The sequence below is a fragment of the Oscillibacter sp. 1-3 genome (genome assembly GCF_000403435.2).
Taxonomy (GTDB): Bacteria; Bacillota; Clostridia; order Oscillospirales; family Oscillospiraceae; genus Oscillibacter.
This window is the reverse complement of record NZ_KE159703.1, coordinates 704,762-724,058: the sequence shown is the minus strand read 5'-3', so window position 1 is coordinate 724,058 and position 19,297 is coordinate 704,762. Positions and strand designations below refer to the sequence as shown.

Annotated in this window: 17 protein-coding genes and 1 riboswitch; of the genes, 14 read left to right on the top strand and 3 right to left on the bottom strand. The window is 57.5% G+C overall.

Going from position 1 to position 19,297, the window contains the following annotated elements; all coding sequences use genetic code 11:
- The first annotated feature begins 18 nt into the window (after positions 1-18).
- Positions 19-858 (top strand): DNA adenine methylase, encoded by an 840-nt coding sequence (locus C816_RS03575; RefSeq protein WP_016321051.1) that lies wholly within the window; start codon positions 19-21, stop codon positions 856-858.
- Positions 859-877: 19 nt separating this feature from the next.
- Here the strand turns inward: C816_RS03575 and C816_RS03570 are convergent, their stop codons facing one another.
- Together C816_RS03570 and C816_RS03565 are read right to left on the bottom strand one after the other, a co-directional pair.
- Positions 878-1,690: a type II restriction endonuclease gene (locus C816_RS03570; protein WP_016321050.1), complete on the bottom strand. Its 813-nt coding sequence runs from the start codon at positions 1,688-1,690 to the stop codon at positions 878-880.
- Positions 1,691-1,705: 15 nt separating this feature from the next.
- Positions 1,706-1,918: a helix-turn-helix domain-containing protein gene (locus C816_RS03565; protein ID WP_016321049.1), complete on the bottom strand. Its 213-nt coding sequence runs from the start codon at positions 1,916-1,918 to the stop codon at positions 1,706-1,708.
- A 145-nt stretch (positions 1,919-2,063) separates the two neighbouring features.
- Here C816_RS03565 and C816_RS03560 point away from each other — a divergent pair, with 145 nt between their 5' ends.
- The 7 genes from C816_RS03560 (at position 2,064) to C816_RS03530 (ending at position 11,187) form a co-directional block, all read left to right on the top strand.
- Positions 2,064-3,257, top strand: a complete 1,194-nt coding sequence (locus C816_RS03560) for a 2-hydroxyacyl-CoA dehydratase (RefSeq protein ID WP_016321048.1) — start codon at positions 2,064-2,066, stop codon at positions 3,255-3,257.
- 57 nt (positions 3,258-3,314) lie between these two features.
- A complete protein-coding gene (locus C816_RS03555) occupies positions 3,315-4,496 on the top strand; it encodes a 2-hydroxyacyl-CoA dehydratase (RefSeq protein ID WP_016321047.1) in 1,182 nt (393 codons plus the stop codon).
- Positions 4,497-4,550: 54 nt separating this feature from the next.
- The gene (locus tag C816_RS03550; RefSeq protein ID WP_016321046.1) at positions 4,551-5,009 is read left to right on the top strand and encodes an immunoglobulin-like domain-containing protein; all 459 of its coding nucleotides are present in this window, start codon (positions 4,551-4,553) and stop codon (positions 5,007-5,009) included.
- Between the two features lie 195 nt (positions 5,010-5,204).
- Positions 5,205-7,955, top strand: coding sequence for a preprotein translocase subunit SecA (secA, locus tag C816_RS03545; RefSeq protein ID WP_016321045.1), 2,751 nt, complete (start codon positions 5,205-5,207; stop codon positions 7,953-7,955).
- 490 nt (positions 7,956-8,445) lie between these two features.
- The gene (locus C816_RS03540; protein ID WP_016321044.1) at positions 8,446-8,706 is read left to right on the top strand and encodes a hypothetical protein; all 261 of its coding nucleotides are present in this window, start codon (positions 8,446-8,448) and stop codon (positions 8,704-8,706) included.
- A gap of 11 nt (positions 8,707-8,717) precedes the next feature.
- A complete protein-coding gene (gene pgeF, locus C816_RS03535; protein ID WP_016321043.1) occupies positions 8,718-9,515 on the top strand; it encodes a peptidoglycan editing factor PgeF in 798 nt (265 codons plus the stop codon).
- Between the two features lie 145 nt (positions 9,516-9,660).
- Entirely contained in the window at positions 9,661-11,187 is a 1,527-nt protein-coding gene (locus C816_RS03530) for an ABC transporter substrate-binding protein (protein WP_016321042.1), read from the top strand.
- Positions 11,188-11,226: 39 nt separating this feature from the next.
- Here the strand turns inward: C816_RS03530 and C816_RS25530 are convergent, their stop codons facing one another.
- Positions 11,227-11,979 (bottom strand): pyridoxamine 5'-phosphate oxidase family protein, encoded by a 753-nt coding sequence (locus C816_RS25530; RefSeq protein WP_371254347.1) that lies wholly within the window; start codon positions 11,977-11,979, stop codon positions 11,227-11,229.
- A 238-nt stretch (positions 11,980-12,217) separates the two neighbouring features.
- On the opposite strand from C816_RS25530, the gene C816_RS03520 reads away from it, so the two are divergent.
- The 6 genes from C816_RS03520 to C816_RS03495 all read left to right on the top strand — a co-directional run bounded on the left by C816_RS03520 (position 12,218) and on the right by C816_RS03495 (position 19,074).
- Positions 12,218-12,421, top strand: coding sequence for a hypothetical protein (locus C816_RS03520; protein WP_016321040.1), 204 nt, complete (start codon positions 12,218-12,220; stop codon positions 12,419-12,421).
- Between the two features lie 230 nt (positions 12,422-12,651).
- Positions 12,652-13,329: a DUF6144 family protein gene (locus tag C816_RS03515; RefSeq protein ID WP_242832103.1), complete on the top strand. Its 678-nt coding sequence runs from the start codon at positions 12,652-12,654 to the stop codon at positions 13,327-13,329.
- Positions 13,330-13,944: 615 nt separating this feature from the next.
- Positions 13,945-15,504 (top strand): HNH endonuclease, encoded by a 1,560-nt coding sequence (locus C816_RS03510; RefSeq protein ID WP_016321039.1) that lies wholly within the window; start codon positions 13,945-13,947, stop codon positions 15,502-15,504.
- A gap of 399 nt (positions 15,505-15,903) precedes the next feature.
- Positions 15,904-17,433: a Na+/H+ antiporter NhaC gene (gene nhaC, locus C816_RS03505; protein WP_016321038.1), complete on the top strand. Its 1,530-nt coding sequence runs from the start codon at positions 15,904-15,906 to the stop codon at positions 17,431-17,433.
- On the top strand, positions 17,434-17,844 hold the full coding sequence (locus C816_RS03500) for a hypothetical protein (protein ID WP_016321037.1): 411 nt from the start codon (positions 17,434-17,436) through the stop codon (positions 17,842-17,844). It begins immediately after the preceding gene.
- Positions 17,845-17,950: 106 nt separating this feature from the next.
- Positions 17,951-18,204: riboswitch (cobalamin riboswitch) on the top strand.
- Positions 18,205-18,411: 207 nt separating this feature from the next.
- Entirely contained in the window at positions 18,412-19,074 is a 663-nt protein-coding gene (locus C816_RS03495) for a homing endonuclease associated repeat-containing protein (protein WP_016321036.1), read from the top strand.
- Positions 19,075-19,297 lie beyond the last annotated feature (223 nt).

Sequence of the window (19,297 nt, the reverse complement as noted above, 5' to 3'; positions counted from 1 at the left end):
CCAATTCGGAGGTAGCAAATGGCAGGAGAGAAAATCATCACACCGCCCATCAAGTGCCAGGGAATAAAAACCAAATTGGTGCCCTTTATCATAGAAAATGTACAACGGGATGAGAACGGCCTGTGGATTGAGCCTTTCGTGGGAACGGGAGCCGTCGCCTTCAATATCGCGCCGGCACGGGCGCTCCTATGCGACAAAAACCGGCATATCATCTCCTTCTATCAGGGCATCCAAAACGGCATCATCAACAGCAGCACCGTGAGAGACTTCCTCGAATACCACGGCAGCATATTGGAACAGCGGGGCGGAGAGTACTACCTTGAAATGCGCAGCGCCTTCAACCAAAACTACGATCCCCTGTACTTTTTGTTCCTAAACCGCTCCGACTTCAACGGCATGATCCGATTTAATCAAAAAGGCGAATTTAATGTACCCTTCTGCCAAAAGCCGCACCGGTTTTCCAAGTCATATATTACAAAAATCTGCAATCAAGTCTCCCGCGTCTCCGCCGCAATGAGCGGAAGAGATTGGGAGTTTATCTGCTGTCCCTGGCAAAACGCATTTGCCGGGGCGGCGGCAAACGACTATATATATCTGGACCCTCCATATATCGGAAGAGATACCTCCTATGTCGGCGAATGGTCGGAAGAAGACGCGGCGTCTCTCGCCGGGTATGCCCATCAGACACCGGCCAACGTGTGCCTGTCCATGTGGAAGGAAAACCAATTTCGGAAAAACGGACACCTGTTTGAATACTGGTCCGATTTCACATGGTATGAACACAGCCATTATTATCACTTCGGAGCGAAAGAATCCAACCGCCATCCGATGACAGAGGTACTGGCCATCAAGCGGTAAGACATAAAAATCTGCTTCTCTATTTATGTCTCTTCTGATAGTCCGCAATCCGCTCCAGCAGTCCCTGGTGGTCGTATGGGTGCAGGAGAGACAGCCCGTTCTGCTGCAGAACCCACTCCAGGAAGCCATCCAAAGTCGTATACGCCTTTTCCGGGCTGCGGTATTTGGGATAGTATTTCCAGTACAAATCAAACGCATCCACGCCCAATTCACCGAAAGGACCTCTCCCCTCCCTGAGATCAGAAAAACACCTCGTGGGGAAAGACCCGATATTTTCCGTATTCCCCGATCCGGGCTTATCTCCCGCGATCCTGTACTTCTCCTGTATAAAATACCGCACATCACGGTACGGAAATACAACCTGGTCTCTCCGGCTGTAATCATAGACCGCGCTTTCCTGCGCCGCTCCGTTCCTCCTATACACAAAGCCGATCACGTAGTGTTTTACGTAGTCTGTGTAGAGATATTCAATATTCTTTGTATTATTTCGCATATATGAGCCGTATGATCCAAGCGTAAATTTAATGGTCGACTGATTACCGCCGACATATGTAGTCTTAACGTCAATCGCTATTTTCTCTCTGGAGGCTTCATCCCGCATCATGATAAAGTCCGGATAAACAGTCTGAGACACAGGCGTTTTCAGCAGCATTCCATGGGCTTGTGCGATTTCTGACAATATGGGCTGTGTAAACATCTCAAAAATCCGGCCGATAATCTTCGAGTCCGTGCCCAACGTATGAATCCTGTTATCGGAATCAAGGATGCCATATGCCTCAAAATTGACGCCTTCCATTTTTTCATAAAACTCGCTCATCAGAAATTCTTCCATATCATTCGCTTCCTTTCATTCCACTCCGTCGAACAGCTCGCTTAACGTTATATCCAGTCCGCCAGCAATCTTCGCTATATTGCAAAGCGAAATATTGCGCCGCCCTGCCTCCACCGAGGCAAAATAGGTCCGGTCCATCTCAATTTTTAACGCGAATTTCTCTTGGCTGATTCCGTACTCCGTCCGGAGCTGCCGGACCCGTTTCCCAAACGCCAGCTGAATTTCCAAATCTCGTTCACCTCCGATCTCTTCCTGATAAGTCTATCTGATTTGCCGCTTTTAAGACAACGGTTTATAAGTCACAATCATTATACGCTGCAGAGATCGTGGAAAAAGTTACAGGCCAACCGTCTCATCCGAAGGAGGTCCCGCCATGCCCGCCCGCCGCACGCTGCTGATTCCCGCCCTGCTGGACGACTGGTTTCCCCTGCTGCAATACGCCTTCTCCTCCGACAACTGGGAGCCTGTGCTGCTGACAGAGGACCAGGGCCTTGCCGACCTGGGCCTGCGGTACTTCCACAACGAGCTGTGCTATCCCGTCTTTCTGATCGCCGGGCAGGTGCTCTCCGCCCTGGCCTCCGGAAAGTACGACCCCGCCCGGTGCGGCGTGCTCATGGGCCAGGCCGGGGACGAGTGCCGGGGCTCCTGCGGCATCCGCCTGACCCGGAGGGCCCTGGACAAGGCCGGGTACCCGCAGGTGGCCCTGCTGAGCCTGAACGTGCGGGGCATCGACCGGGACACCGGCCTGCCCATCACGCCCATAATGGTCCGGCGCGCCCTGGCCGCCGCCGTGTGGGGGGACACGCTGGCCATTCTCCGCAATCAGACCCGGCCCTATGAGCTCCATCCCGGCGAGGCGGAGTCCCTGTGGCGGACATGGATGAAAACCCTGGGGGACAGTCTCCGTCAAGGGAAATCCCTTACCTGCCGTCAGATCATGGCCCGCTGCCGGGAGATGACCGCCGCCTTCCGCCAAGTGGAGACCGTGCCCCGGAAGGTCCAGAGGGTGGCCGTGGTGGGGGAGATCTACACCAAATACTGCCATCTTGGCAACTGGGATCTGGAGCGGTATCTGGCGGCAGAGGGCTGCGAGACCGGCGTGGGCGGCATCACCTGGTACGCCCTGTATTACATGGACTCTCACGCCATGAAAGGTTCCGTCCCCCAGCGGAAGCTCTACCGCCTTCTGGCCCGCTTCCTGGGTTCCGTTCAGCGGGAGATGCTGGACATTTTGAATGGGGCAGGCTACCATACCCTGCCCCCCTTCGCCCGGATGAAGAGGCAGGCGGAGGGCCTGGCCCCGCTGAACTGCACCGTGGCGGACGGCTGGCTCATTGCCGCCGAGGCCGCCGCGTGGGCCCGGCTGGGCTGCCGGAAGATCCTCTGCGTCCAGCCCTTCGCCTGCCTGCCGGGGCACATCTTCGGCAAGGGGCAGTACGCCGCCCTCCAGCGCAAGCTCCCGGGAACCCGGCTGGTCAGCGTGGACTACGACGCCAGCACCGGCCCCGGCACCGTGGAGAGCCGCATCCGGATGCTGCTGGACGAGGATCTGGAGCCGGATTTTTAGATACTATCTGTATATTTTCTATTTTATATACTATTCGCAATCAAAGAAGGTGCCCTCATGCCGCCCAAAACTCTGCTGATTCCCTCCCTGCTGGACGCCCACTGGCCTCTGCTCCGGTGGGCGTTTCAGTCCCCGGTGTGGACGCCTGTGGTACTGGAGGGAAACCGGGCGGACGTGGAGGACCTGGGGCTGGGCCGCACCCACAACGACCTGTGCTACCCCTTCGTCCTCATCACCGGGCAGGTGCTCCGCGCTCTGCGCTCCGGAGAGTATGACCCGGCCCGCACCGGCGTTCTGATCTCCCAGACCGGCGACGGCTGCCGGGGCTCCTGCCTGATCCGGCTGCTGCGGCCGGTGCTGGACCGGGAGGGCTTTACCCAGGTGCCGCTGCTGTCCTTCAACGTTCGGGGCGTGGAGCGCTCCTCCGCCCTGCCGGTGTCTTTGACCATGGCCCGCCGGGCCCTGGCGGCGGCCTTCTGGGGAGACGCCCTGCTGCTGATGGGCGGCGAGACCCGCCCCGCGGAGCGCCGCGCCGGGGAGACGGCGGCCCTCATCCGCCGCTGGGAGGAGATTCTCTCCGGCGACCTGGCGTCAAAGCGGAACCTCTCCCCCGCCGCCATCCTCCGCCGCTGCCGGGAAATGGCCCGGGACTTTCAATCTGTGGAGACCCGGCCCGCGCCTTTGCAGAACGTCGCCCTGGTGGGGGACATCTACACCAAGTACTGCGCCTTGGGCAACTGGGACCTGACGGACTTTCTGGAGCGGCAGGGGTGCCGGGTGGGGATCAACGGCCTGACCTGGTACGCCCTGTACTATCTGGACAGTCACCTGGAAATTGGCCCCCTGCCCATGCGGCTGGGCGGCAAGCTGCTGGCAGCCCTGGGCGGGCCCATGCAGCGCCGCTTCATCCGGATTCTGCGGGAGGCGGGGTTCACCGTCCTGCCGCCCTACCGGGAGCTGAAGGCTTTGGCGCGGGAGCTGAACGGCACCCGCTGCGCCCTGGGCAGCGGATGGCTGCTGGCGGCGGAGAGCGCCGCCTGGGTCCGGGCGGGGTACCGCAAGGTCCTCAGCGGCCTGCCCTTTCAGTGCCTGCCGGGACACATCTACGGCCGGGGGCAGTATGCCGCCCTCCAGCGGCAGCTGCCGGGGAGCCTCATTGTGGGGGTGGACTACGACGCCTCTCTCCGGGACGGCACGGTGGAGAACCGAATCCGGATGCTGCTGGACACAGAGCTGTAAAGGCGGATACCTTTTCTGATCTTACGCCGTCTAAATCAACAGGAGGTGTTTGAGATGAAAAAATTATTTTTGTCCCTGGCCCTGCTGGGCCTGCTGACCCTCACCGCCTGCTATGGCGCGCCCAAGGTGGGAGACGCCTTCGAGGGTGAAGTGAACAACTATGAGGGCGTCACCATGACTGTTGTGGAGGGCACCGCCATGCCCGGCGGCGTCACGGTGGAGGTGCTGAACACCACGGAGGCGGAGATCAACAGCGGCAACCAGCACGACTTTGGGCTCCAGATGGAACAGGATGGCCGGTGGCACTGGCTGGAGCGCAAGGGGGAGTTCGCCAACACGGCGGAGGCGTATATCTTCTCCACGGACGAATCCCGGGAGCTGGCCCTCACCTGGAGCAGCGGTTACGGCGATTTGAAGCCGGGGCACTATCGGGTCACAAAGTGGTTCTTCGAGTACCGGGCCCCCGGCGACACGACGGATTTTCTCCTGACGGCGGAGTTTACCCTGGAATAACGCAACCCATGAGGGGGGGCGGCGGCTTCAAACCCGCCGCCCCCCTTTGTAAACTTTTTTACCAATCCCCTGATTTTCTTTGCATTCCCTTCCTGTTTGTGGTATGCTATCGTTGTTTTATTATGAACAATTATCTATACAAGAGAACTCTTCCCTTTCTCAGGAAAGATGAATTGAAAGGATGTATATAAAACCATGGGTCTTTTGAAATCAATCTTCGGCGATTACAGCTCCCGGGAGCTGAAATCCATCTACCCCGTTGTGGACAAGATCGAGGCCATGGCCGACGAGTACAAGGCCATGACCGACGGCCAGCTCCAGGCCAAGACAGCCGAGTTCAAGGATCGCCTGCAAAACGGCGAGACGCTGGACGCCATCCTCCCGGAGGCCTTCGCCGCCGTGCGGGAGGCCGCCGACCGGGTGCTGGGCATGCGGCCCTACCGGGTACAGCTGGTGGGCGGCATTGTCCTCCACCAGGGCCGCATCGCCGAGATGAAGACCGGCGAGGGCAAGACGCTGGTGGCCACCCTCCCCGCCTATTTGAACGCCCTGACGGGCCAGGGCGTCCACATCGTCACCGTCAACGACTACCTTGCAAAGCGCGACAGCGAGTGGATGGGCAAGGTTCACCGTTTCCTGGGGCTGAAAGTGGGCCTGATCGTCCACGGCCTCACCAGCAAGCAGCGGCAGGAGGCCTACGCCGCCGACATCACCTACGGCACCAACAACGAGATGGGCTTCGACTACCTGCGGGACAACATGTGCATCTACTCCCAGGAGCTGGTGCAGCGGGGCCACGCCTTCGCCATTGTGGACGAGGTGGACTCCATCCTCATCGACGAGGCCCGGACGCCCCTCATCATCTCCGGCCAGGGGGAGAAGTCCACCCAGCTCTACGACATGGCGGAGATGCTGGTGGCCCGGTTCAAAAAGCAGGTAGTGGTCCAGGTGGACAACAAGGAGGAGGAGGACGAGGACATCGACGCCGATTACGTGGTGGACGAGAAGGGCAAGACCGCCACCCTCACCGCCCGGGGCATCGCCAAGGCGGAGGAGTTCTTCCACATCGACAACCTCTCCGACCCCTCCAACTCCACCCTCTCCCACCACATCAACCAGGCCATCCGGGCCCACGGCACCATGAAGCGGGACGTGGACTACGTGGTCAAGGACGGCGAGGTCATCATCGTGGACGAGTTCACCGGCCGCCTGATGTTCGGCCGGCGGTACTCCAACGGCCTCCATCAGGCCATCGAGGCCAAGGAGCACGTCAATGTCAACAGCGAGAACAAGACCTTGGCCACCATCACCTTCCAGAACTACTTCCGCCTGTACAGCAAGCTCTCCGGCATGACCGGCACCGCCCTGACGGAGCAGGAGGAGTTCGGCACCATCTACAATCTGGACATTGTGGAGATTCCCACCAACCGCCCCAACCAGCGTGACGACCACCACGACGTGGTGTACAAGACCGAGGCGGGCAAGTTCCGGGCCGTGATCCAGCAGATCAAGGAGTGCCACAAGAAGGGCCAGCCGGTGCTGGTTGGCACCGTGTCCATCGAGAAAAACGAGCTCCTCTCCAAGCTCCTGGTCAAAGAGGGCATCAAGCACAACCTGCTCAACGCCAAGAACCACGAAAAAGAGGCCGAGATCGTAGCCCAGGCGGGCAAGTTCGGCGCGGTCACCGTTGCCACCAACATGGCCGGCCGCGGCACCGACATCATGCTGGGCGGCAACGCCGAGTATCTGGCCCGGGCGGATCTGGTAAAGGCCGGCTACTCCGAGGAGGTCATCGTGGACGCCACGGGCTACGCCGACACCGACAACCAGGAGATTCTGGACGCCCGGAAGCTCTTCTCTGAAAAGATGGCCCAGCACAAGGCGGAGATTGCCGATGAGGCGGACAAGGTCCGGGAGGCAGGCGGTCTTTTCATCATCGGCACGGAGCGCCACGAGTCCCGCCGCATCGATAACCAGCTCCGCGGCCGCGCCGGCCGCCAGGGCGACCCCGGCGAGACCCGGTTCTATATCTCCCTGGAGGACGATCTCATGCGCCTCTTCGGCGGCGACCGCATCACCGGCATGATGGAGCGGTTCGACATCGACGAGGACACCCCCATTGAGAACAAGATGCTCACCAAAGCCATCGAAAACGCCCAGACCACCGTGGAGTCCCGGAACTTCCAGTCCCGGAAATCCGTGCTGGAGTACGACGACGTGATGAACAAGCAACGGGAGATCATCTACGCCCAGCGCCGCCAGGTGCTGGACGGCCTGGACATCAAGGACACCGTGCTGAACATGATGCGCACCTCCATCGCCAACCACGTCTCCCTGGCCTTCGGAGAGCGGCAGCACCTGGATGCCGCCGGGTATCAGGAGATGCTCCGGGGTCTGGAGGGCATGTACTTTGCCAAGGGCGCCGTCTCCATCCCCGAGGCGGAGATCCCCGGCAAGGGCCAGGAGGACTTTGACGCGGCCTTTACCGCCGCCGCGGAGAACTTCTACGAGGCCAAGGAGGCGGAGATTACCCCGGCCATCATGCGGGAGCTGGAGCGGGTCGTCATGCTCCGGGTGGTAGACGAGTACTGGATGGACCATATCGACGCCATGGATGATCTCAAGCAGGGCATCCGCCTCCAGGCCTACGGCAACACCGACCCGGTCATCGCCTACAAGCAGGAGTCGCTGTCCATGTTCGAGGAGATGGTCTCCGCCATTCAGGACGAGACTGTCCGGCGGCTGTACTCCGTGCGCCTCAAGAAGGACGAGGAGGTCAAGCGGGAGCGGGTGGCCAAGGGCATGGTGGAGAATGTGGGCGGCGACGGCACCAAGCCGAAAAAGCAGCCTGTGAAAGTCACCAAAATCGGCCGGAATGATCCCTGCCCCTGCGGCAGCGGGCTGAAGTGGAAGAAGTGCAGTTGTCCTGAGTACCATCAGAACTGATGGATGGAAGGTCCCGCCCTACGGCGGGCGGGATTTTACCTGCTCTGACGGGCGGAGGAGATTTCAGCCATGACGATGGCTGGGCAGATACACCCCCCCATTTTCTCTTTTTCTGAGCGCAGAAAAAAAGAAAACGGGCCGTGCATGGTCCAAAAGAGAAAAAGACTTTTTGGCGCTTGCGGAGGTCTTTTGCTTTAATCGGAGGACGCGCTGGAAATTTGATGGGTAGACGCAAGGACTTCCTTCTCTTCCCGCGCTTCGCGCCTGGCTTACCGTCTGGGATGGCGCCCTATTCTACCGGCTTTCTTGTAGGGGCCGGGCTCTGACCCGGCCCGTCCCCCAACGACCTTCCGTTTGCCGGTAGAACTCCTGTGAGGCCAGCAGCCCTCTGCTGGCCATACCCCCACAGCCTCCAGCATTTTCGGCAGAAGACTGTGGGGTCTGCACCCCTGTGCAGGCCATCCCTCAAACAACCATGGAGGTACGATTTATGGACCACTACAGCGAGAACACATTAAAACTGCTCCAGGACATCAAAGAATTATTGCTTGGCATCGCTCTTCTGCTTCTCGGAGGAATTTTCACCGGTCTGGGCACCGGCCTCGCCTGGCTGACAAGCGGCGATGTATTTCTTCTTTTACTGGTGGCGGGCCTCATCATTATACTCTATGGCGGGGTCCATATCTGGCATGGCTGGACGGCCCACGAGGTCGTGGAACACCAAGAAGAGACTCCAAACACGCAACCATAACGGAGGTATTTATGGCTTTTGAAACCCATGAGCGGGACGGTCTGGCCTTTCTGACCTCTTCCCTGCTCCCCGTCCCCCACGCCTTCTCCACCCGTCTGGGCGGGGTCTCCCCCGCTCCCTGGGACAGCCTGAACCTCCGCCCCGGCATGGGGGACGGCGCAGAGGCCCTGTGGGAGAACTACCGCCGCTTCTGCGGCGCCGCCGGCGTGGACATGGACCGTCTGGTCCTCTCCAGGCAGGTCCACGAGACCACCGTCCGCCTCTGCACCGCCGCCGACGCCGGCAAGGGACTGGACCGGGAGCGGGACTACGACGCCGACGGCCTGATTACCGGCGAAAAAAATCTCCCTCTGGCGGTTTTCTCCGCCGACTGCGGCGTAATCCTGCTCCACGATCCCGTCACCGGAGCGGTGGGCGGCGTCCACGCCGGGTGGCGGGGCTGCGCCGGGGGCATTCTGGAAAATGCCGTCAAAGAGTTGGGCAGGAACTGCGGCGCAAGGCCGGAAAATCTGCTGGCCGCCATCGGCCCCTGCATCGGCCGGTGCTGCTTTGAGACCGACGGCGATGTGCCGGAGGCCATGCGCTCTGCCCTGGGGGCGGAGGCGGAGCCGTTTCTGGAGAAGCGGGGTCCCAAGTATCACGTGGATCTGGCGGGCCTGAACCGCCAATGGCTCCTGCGCTCCGGACTGCTGCCGCAGCACATCGACGTCTGCGGCCTCTGCACCGCCTGCCGCCCGGACCTCTTCTGGTCTCACCGAAAGATGGGAGATGCGAGAGGCGTTCACGCGGCGGTAATCTCCATCAAGTAGAAACTCCGGAATAGAGAATTCCCAACTCCTGATCTCCAGGCCTTGTTTGATAAATGGCGGAATACACAGCGGAAAATCCGCCACGCGGGCGTTTTGCCATTTTTCAAACACGGCCTGATTCCGAATTCCAAAAAACGGTGACACGATGAAAAAGCACTTGCTGACATTTTTCTCTCTTCTCCTTCCGGCGCTGCTGCTGACGGGCTGCTGGCAGGAGGAGCTGCCGGAGGACACCGGTCTGATCTCTCCCGGCGAGGAACTGCCTCAGGAGCCGGAGCCGGAACCGGAACTGCTGCTGCCGGAGTCCTTCTCCCTGCCCTACGCGCCGGACCAATCCCTGGACCCTATCGACTGTCCCGACGGGCCGCAGCAGACGGCGGCCTCCCTGATCTGTGAGGGACTGTTCCGACTGACTCCCGATCTGGAGACAGAAAATCTTCTGTGTGAGAGCTATACCTACGATTCAGAGCGGTACGCCTACACCTTCACCCTCCGCTCCGGGGTCCTCTTCTCCGACGGCTCCCCTCTGACTGCCCGTGACGTGCGGGCCGCTCTGGAACGGGCCAGACAGTCGGAACGCTATCGGGCACGGCTGGCTCACATCTCCTCCATCTCCGCCGGGGACGGTACCGTCACCATCACCCTCAGCCGCCCCAACACCGGCTTCCCGGCCCTGCTGGACATTCCCATCTCCAAGGAGAGCGGCGGCGTTCCCCTGGGCACCGGGCCCTATTTTCTCTCCCAGGACGAGGACGGAGCCTTTCTGGCCGCCAATCCCGCCTGGTGGCAGGGCGGGGGCCAGCCGGTGGAGCGCATCGGCCTGACGGAGGCCTCCGGCCAGGACGCCGTCCTCTACCGCTTCTCCTCCCACGAGGTGCAGCTGATCACCGCCGACCTCACCGGCACAGACCCGGCGGTCCTCACCGGCAGCGTCAACCAGTGGGAGGCGGACACCGCTGTCCTGCAGTACGTGGGCCTGAACACTGCTGCCGCGCCCCTGGACGACGCCGCTCTCCGGTGCGCCCTGGGCGAGTGCCTGAACCGGGAGCACATCGTCAGCGGCTTCCTCTCCGGCCACGGCAGGGCCGCCCAGTTTCCCGTCTCTCCCCGCTCGCCTCTCTACCCGCAGGAGCTGGAGATCCGCTTTTCCGCTGACGCCCCCGTCCAGGCCGTGAGCCGGACCGGCTACGTCCCGGAGCGCACCCTCACCCTGCTGGTAAACGGTGAGAACAGCTTCAAAACCGCCGTGGCGGATTATCTGGCGGAGTCCTTCACCGCCGCCGGCGTACCGGTGGAGACCCGGGTCCTGCCCTGGGAGGAGTATGCCGCCGCCCTGGAGGCAGGGGATTTTGACCTCTACTACGGCGAGGTGCGTCTCACTGCCGACTGGGACCTCTCGCCCCTGCTCTCTTCCGGCGGCGCTCTGAACTACGGCGGCTGGATGGACGCTGAGACAGACGGACTGCTGGCCGCCTACAACGCCGCGGAAAACCGGACTGCCGCCATGGAGGCGCTGTGCAGCCGTCTCCGGCAGCAGTCCCCCATCCTGCCGGTGTGCTTCAAATCCACCTCCGTCCTCACTCAGACCGGCGTTCTGGAGGAACTGACCCCTACGGCTGCGGAGCCCCTCTACGGCCTGACCGGCTGCACCATCCACCTGCGGGAGAATTGAAGGCAAAACAGCGGGCGTCCTCACGACGCCCGCTGTTTTTTATTGCTTCGCCTTTCCGGTGATCTCCTCCACCGTGATCCTCCAGACTCCGGTCCGGCTCAGGCTCTTGGCGACGGCTTTGGGGAAGTTCTCCATGTTGTCCGGCGTGTGACGCTGGCACAGCAGCTGCAGCGCGTGGATCTTCTCATCGTCCTCCGTCACCTCTTCCGCTCTTCCGAAGGCCACCGCCGACTCAAACAGCGTAGTGAACTTCCCCGGCGGAACCCGGGTGTCCCCCACGCAGCTGAGGCAGACCCTGGGAGAGCGCCGCAGGCACTCCGCCTTCCGCCCCTCCAGAGCGCTGTGAAAGTAGATCGCCCGCCCGCCCCGGGCGATGGTCACCGGCAGTCCGTAGGGGCTGCCGTCCTCCGCCGTCATGGCCAAAAAGGCGTACTCGCACTTGTCCACCACCTCCCAGGCGAACTCCTCCGGCATCTGCCGCTCCTTCCGCCGCATCTCCGTCATGGCAATTCCCTCTCCTTCCCCGATCAAGGCCAGCTTCTGCCGCCTTGTCAGCTGTTTGATGGCCGCCTCCCGCTGCAGGGCCGCGGACCGGTCCCGCGCCTCTTCCCGGTAGACCAGCGCCACCGGCGGACGGCTGCGAGTGTACTTGGCCCCTCTGCCAGTCTGGTGGGCTTTCAGACGCCGGGGGAGGTCGTTGGTACAGCCTGTATACAGCGATCCGTCCCCGCAGCGGAGCATATAGACAAACCAGGCCATTTCCGCCGCCTCACTCCCGGGACATCCGTCCAAATCTGCCTCTGCGCTTCACAAACTCGAAAAACCGCAGAACGCTGCCCGCCGCCGGTCTATGCGGCCCAATTGCACGGCGAACGTGCGCCCGCCGGCAGTCCGCCGGACCGCCGGTAGCTGAGGCGGCAATTTACAGCTTTTCAGCTTCACTGGCTATACTATACCAAATTCCTCCCCCGCTGTAAAGTCTGCATGTGGACTTCCCCCTGCCTCATAGACATTAGGGAGGAGGGATTTTATGCTGTCTGCCGCACTATTGCTGTTTGCCAACACACTGTTATTTTCCCTGCGCCTGTCCGGCGGCGGGTCGTTTCCAAAGCCCCTGTCCGCCGCAGAGGAACGGGAGTGGCTGGCCCGCTACGCCCAAGGGGACCCGGAGGCCAGGAATGTACTGATTGAGCGAAATCTGCGCCTGGTGGCGCACATTATTAACAAGGGTTGAAGCGGAAGGAGAAATCAAACAAACCGCCAGCTTTCATGCGGGTCTGCCGGAGCAGAGACAAAGCAAAAATATATTCTCTCGGTGGACATGCCGTATTTCAAGACTTTGGGCCTTGTTTATAAAATGTCAAAACGCCCAAACGACGGATCTTTTTCCGCCGCTCCGCGTTGATTTTCCTTGCCGTACAAAGATATGGCGGCATCTGCTTGTCCCTTTTGCCTTTCGTGTTGATGGAACTGGGCACTGGCAATTTTACGGATTGCAGCTTGAGTCAGAAGATTGGCTGTGCTATAATTAGGGTAATAGATCGGAATTTAAGGAGAAAGAATATGAAAAATTTTTCTATGCCAGAGCAAATTTCTCCGACATTAGAAATAGATGAGTTAATGAGGTTGAAACATAGTTTGGAAAAGAATGTATCAAGGGAAGCTGCAGAGAGCATAATAAAGGAAATTCCATTATCTATAAATTCAACACCAGACATTCGAGCCGAGTGGGTAGAAAAGCTGTCTGCTATTCTTGAAAATAGATTTGATAAAGAAACGGTAAAAAACATTCGCCAAGAGTGCTATTGCAATGAAAATGGCAGGTTAGAAGATACAGCAAATAACTTGAAACAGCTCTATCTCTCTTTGGATAAGGATTTGCATAGATTTGTCAATGCTTTGAATGAAAATGGTGCCGGTTGGTTTATTAAAGATAATCAATTGTATACAAAAATGTTTTCCTGTGAATGTCCTATGTTAGAAAAAGCAAAAAATTCAAATTCATTAACATGGTGTCACTGCACTGCTGGATATAACAAAAAATTATTTGAGATTGTTTTTGAAAAACCTGTCTATGTAGAAATTGTGCAAAGCATTCGGCAAGGATTTGATTTTTGCCTTTTGAGAATTACATTTCAATAAATTCTTATTTATCGGGCAGTTACTCATTATGGGTAACTGCTCATTCAGTCATTTTGACGAAAAAAGCTTATAGGCATTTATCAACACGAGCTGTTCCTGAGATGTAATGTATAAAGGGTGGTTTCACCAGACCACTACATTACATTGACTGCGGCTCATTTGTGGCAGAATGACACAGGCTGGAAGGGCGGTGATCGACCAGCAGAAGGGAACCGAAGCGGGAGCGTCCGGGGATGACCTGGGCGCTCCGTTCTTATAGGCCCTCTGCTAAGAGCGCACTAAACCACCACCTGCCAGGGCGCGATGGTGGTACTGCCTGATGGCAGCCGTGCGCCCTCCGGGGGCGGCTCCGCCAGGGGTGTCCTTCCCTTCCAGTATATACCAGCAGACGCCAACGGCGGCTTTTGCATCGGGCGGAGCTGCGTCGATGCACTGGGGGCTTGGGGGCCTTCGGCCACCAACAAGCTGCGCCGGGTATATAACGGTGCATTGCTTGCCACTACCGCAACGTCCAAAAACAAGGGTTGAATATTGCCCATATTGATGCTATACTTTCAAACCTGACTTTGATTAACCGCGTTGGCTATAATGAAATTATAAAAGGGAGGGGTTCCATTGAAAGGCCAAGACTGGACGAAAGAAGAACTTGAAAAGTTGCAAGAGCACTATGGTAAGATGCCAAATAAAGAATTGCGGAGAAAATATCTACCTAACAGGACATCGCAATCTATTAGATGGAAAGCATCTGAACTTGGCATTGCATTAGCAAAGAGACCAGAATGGAACGAAGAAGAGCTTGAAAAGTTACAAGAATACTATAGTAAAATATCAATAGAAGAATTGCAGAAAACATATCTGCCTGACAGAACAGTAGATGCTATCCTTGGGAAAGCATCTGAACTTGGCCTCACATTAGCAAAGAGTCCCGACTGGACCGAGGAAGAGATTAAAAAGTTACAAGAATATTATGGCAAAATACCAAATAAGGAATTGAAAAAGACATACCTGCCCGACAGAACGATAAAGGCTATTATTGGGAGAGCAGTGCTCCTTGGTATTGGGTCACCAAGGAGTCCCGCCTGGACTAAAGAAGATGATGAAATATTACAAACATACTATAGCAAAATATCAAATGAAGAATTGCAGAAAATATACCTGCCAGACAGAACGGTAGACGCTATCGTTGGGAGAGCATATAAGCTTGGTCTCACATCAGCAAAGACCCCCAACTGGACTAAAGAAGATGATGAAATACCGCAAAAAAACTATGGTAAAATATCACCTAAAGAATTGCGGGAAAAATATCTGCCTAACAGAACAGAAAATGCTATTAAAACGAGAGCGCGTATCTTAGGCGTTGCATCGAAAAGAGGTTCGACCGGGGTAAATGAAGAAAAGAAAGCCAATCCAGATTCCGCTAACCGTACATCTGCATTATTATCTACCACTCATAGTAGCAATCCCTTTTCTGACTGGCTGGCTCAGAATATTGGGTTTTCTGAGGGTTCTATTGGTACATACTCTGATGCAGTAGGCGCAATATCGAAGAAAATGCATCAAAAAGGTACAATTCAAAAACCACTTGAAAATATGTCACCGTTTGAACTTGATCTTGCAATCTTTCTTATCATAAACGATAGAGATTTTGCCACAGAAAATACTCGCAGAAAACTGTTGTACAGAAATGCGCTTAAGCAATACCGCTATTTTCTTAATACCATATCCGAAGATTCGGGCGATCGTACTTATATGGAGACAATAGAGAATGACAGACAAATTCCCGAAACCGAGAAAACAGCCATCATTCAATCACGAGTAGGTCAAGGTGCCTTTAGAAAATCTCTTATTGATAAATATAATGGGCGTTGTATTATAACGGGAATTGACCATCCCGATTTGCTTGTTGCAAGCCACATTAAGCCATGGGCAGCCAGCTCTAATAAAGAGCGCTTAAGTGTTGACAACGGGCTTCTCCTTAGCGCTACCTATGATAGACTTTTTGACCGTGGTCTCATTACATTCGATAGATATGGCAAGATTATTTTATCTTCTCAGATTGGGGCTGAAAATATTAAGCGGCTTGGACTATCCCAAGGGATGAAGTCTAACCTTCAAATAAACAAAAGTATGAATGAATACCTTTCCTATCACAGAGATATGCTATTTGTAGAATAGATCACAGGCATCTAACCGCCCCACCACGTATTTACCGGGGGATTTCATCTTTTGGGTGAAATCCCCCTTGACAAATGTTCTTTTGCGTGTATTCCCTGGCATTTTTCCGCTCACCAAGCTGCCCGCCAGGCAATAGCGGTTCCCATGTGTCAAAATTTCAAGCCACCGTTTTTGGTGATATTTTACAACTGTTGGTCCGCAATTATTACGAACTATCAATTGTCAAAATAAGTCAATAAATGTAAAATAAAGGGGGTATTATCAAGATTGGTCACATCGGAAAGGAGTGTATTGTGCGCCTGCCGCCCTGATAACAACTGCGGTGCCAACCGGGGAGGAACATGGTTCTATCCGCAGGAGCACTGCAGAAACATATACCACACGAGATAGGAGAAACGTATGGAAAAAGAACAGAGAACAAAAACGCGGCTTCCAGGCAAAATTGAGGCGCTGGTCCCCATTGCAGTGCTGCTGGCAATCATGATCTCCAACTACGTCTTTGACTGGGGCCAGGACCCCCACATCCCGGTGCTGATCGCCTGTGCGGCAGCCATGATTGTGGGCTGGCGGTGCGGTTACAACTACAAAGAGATGCTCGCTGCCGCGCTGGACGCGGTGAATCAGTCCCTGGAGGCCATCATTATCATCCTCTGCGTGGGCTGTCTGATCGGCTCTTTCGAGTGGTGCGGCACCATTCCCGCCGTGGTCTATTACGGCCTGAAATGCATCACTCCCGGGATGTTCCTGCCACTGGCCTGCATTTTGTGCGCCATTGTGGGCATCGCCCTGGGCTCCGCCTGGACGGTGGTGGCGACCCTTGGCATCGCCTTCATGGCCATTGGCGACACCATGGGACTGAATCCCGGACTGGTGGCCGGCATGATCCTCTCCGGCGCCTGCTGCGGCGACAAGTTCTCTCCCCTGTCCGACTCCACCAATCTGGCTGCCGGCTCCGCCCAGACCGGTCTTTTCGACCATGTGCGGGCCATGGTTACAACAACCTTCCCCAGTCTGGTGATCGCCATTGTCATTTACACCATTATTTCCCTTCGAGGCAGCGCCAGCTATGATCCGCAGATGGCAAACGATCTGTCCCAGGCCATCGTGGACCATTATGCGTACATGAGCCCCATTCTGCTGCTGCCCGTCCTGTTCATCATCGTGGTGGCTCTTTTGAAAATCCCGGCCATTCCCGGCGTGCTGCTGATCTCAACGATTGGCTGTATCTTCGCCGTGATCTTTCAGGGCGCCAGCTTCTCCGACTGCATCACAATGGCCCACTACGGCTACTCCGCCGAGACCGGCAACGCCCTGTGCGACACGCTGCTGAACCGGGGCGGCATGAACAGTATGCTCTGGACCAATAACCTGGTGATTATCGCCGTGGGCTTCGGCGGCATTCTCCAGAAGATCGGCGCGGTGGAGTCTCTGCTGGGCGGTCTGATTAAAAAGGTCAGGACGCCGTTCCAGCTGATCGTGGTGACGATCCTCACCTCCATGTTCTGCATTACCACGATGTGCGACCAGTACCTGGGGCTCATCATTCCCAGCAGTATGTATAAGGAAAAATACGATGAGATGGGCCTGGGCCGGAATATGCTCTCCCGGACGCTGGAGGACGGCGGCACCCTCTGGTCTCCCCTGATCCCCTGGTCCTCCTGCGGCGCTTATCACTCCAGCATTCTGGGCGTCTCCACATTCGGCTATCTGCCCTTCTGCTTCATGAATATTATCAACCCCATCTATGCCATTATCACAGCCAGCTGGGGCGGCAACATCCTCTATGCCGACGGCTCCCGCACCAATCTGCTGGGCAGACTGAAAACCGGCGGCACGCCTGCCGGCGCGCCGGACGACGCCCATGAGCGGGCGATAGCCGCCCTGGCCAGGATCAGAGCCGGCGCTTCGGCAAAAGAAGCAAAAAAGTAAATGCGATACTATGGACTTCTGCACGAACGCAGGCTCTGGGTGAAAGTGTCCGTCCTGCTTCTGGCCCTGTGCATGCTCTTTCTGGAGGCCGCGCGCGGACAGTGGCTCTACGTACCGGTGGTGCTGTTCGTGGTTTTGGCCTGCTTCTTTCAAAAAGAGCATATCGTGTCCCAGGAGGGTGTGGACATCCACTACCGCCTGTTTGGTTCCTCCCTTCACAGCTGCTGGACCTGGTCTGAGATCACGACGCTTCATCAGGACACCCGAAAAGCGGCGCCCAACGTGATGCTGCACTTCGGCAAGGGCGTCAATACGCGGGTGTTTGTGATGAAGCCGGAGGACAGCCAGGCGGTGCTGGCTTTGGCGAAAAGAGCAAATCCTCAGATCCATATTGCCGATATGGGCCGCTGATGACGGCGCAAAACCAAAATCGCAGATGATAATATGCGCGGTTGGACACTTCCGCGGCAAAAGGCGCTCTTGACTTGCCTTAGCGAATCGTATATACTGAACATAACAACCAAATACGCCGCATCGTGTCACCCGTAATGACTGCCCGAAAGGCAGGCGCGGTGATTAGGAAACGTGGTGAAGCCGCTTTGGCGGCCAGTCCACGGCTCTTTGCCCGCTGCTGTAAGCGTAGGAGTGTGCTGTCCGTGGAGCGATCCGGTCACTGGGTAACCCCTGGGAAGGCTGGACAGCAGGCGCAGGACCGGTTTTCCGGTTCCCAATACGCAAGCCAGAATACCGACGATGATCGAACCTGTGGGGCCCCCAAGGGGGGAGTGACGGGAAACGGGCGCGGGAAAGAACGGCCGCACCAGGTAAAAATTACCTGGTGCGGTTTTTCTTTCCCAAGGGGCATTATGCGGCCTTTTGCGTTGGAGGGGACTGCCCGGAGCGTCTCCCCCCTCGGTGCCTCATGCCATCCCGGCCGTCAGCCGCCGGACAAAGAGCGCAAATACAGGAGGAATGCATATGTCTGGAAACAGAAAAACACAGCGGTTTCACAGCAGCCTGTGGTCCAACAGACAGGTGATCGGGCGCACAGTCAAGGCTTTGGAACGGCAGCAGGCCGAATTCAGCCGGGACCATCAGAAGGATACGGACGAACAGCTGCTGGCCCGCCTCCTGCAGGCGGCGGAGCCGTTCGGCGTGACGCCCTGCGCAGAGGAGATCATCGGAGGGCCGTATATCGCAAAACGGTTCGGCGGCTGGGAAAAGGCCGTGGCGGCCGCCGGGCTGGAGCCGCCCCATCCGCTGCCGCCCCTGACCAGGCGGCGAATCTACAAGCGGGAATTTAAGCGGCAGGCGCTCTTGTTCAAGCATGAGGAGGCATACCGGGCGGGACAGCAGACCCTGCGGGAAGCCCGGCGGGCAGAGGCCGCAGCCGGCGCCGCCCTGGGCAGGGCGCGGATCGCCCGGGATATGGAGTGGGGCCGGCAGCACAGCGGCGATACGGACGAGCAGCTGCTTGCCTATGTCCACCGCTGCGCAGCAGAGCTGAACCGTCCCCCGTTCCAAAGCGAGGTTCTGGGCGGGGCGTATATTGCCCAGCGGTTTGGCCGATGGTCTGCCGCGCTGCGCATGGCGGGACTGCCTCCGCGCAATGGGCGCTGGCGGCCCGCAGACGCGGGATGAACTGGCGGATCTTTATGACCGGATGGCCGAGCATGCCCAGCGGCAATACTGCCGGAGCGTTTATCCAACCTATTGGCAATGCAGGAGGGGAGAATTTCCCATAACCATACCCTATACCGTAGTGCCTCTGTACCGCCGTTTTCCGATGAAGAACCGCTGGATATAATACGACGGAAAGCGGAAGAATTGGACCGGCTGCCCTGTAAAAAAGTCTTTTCTGCGT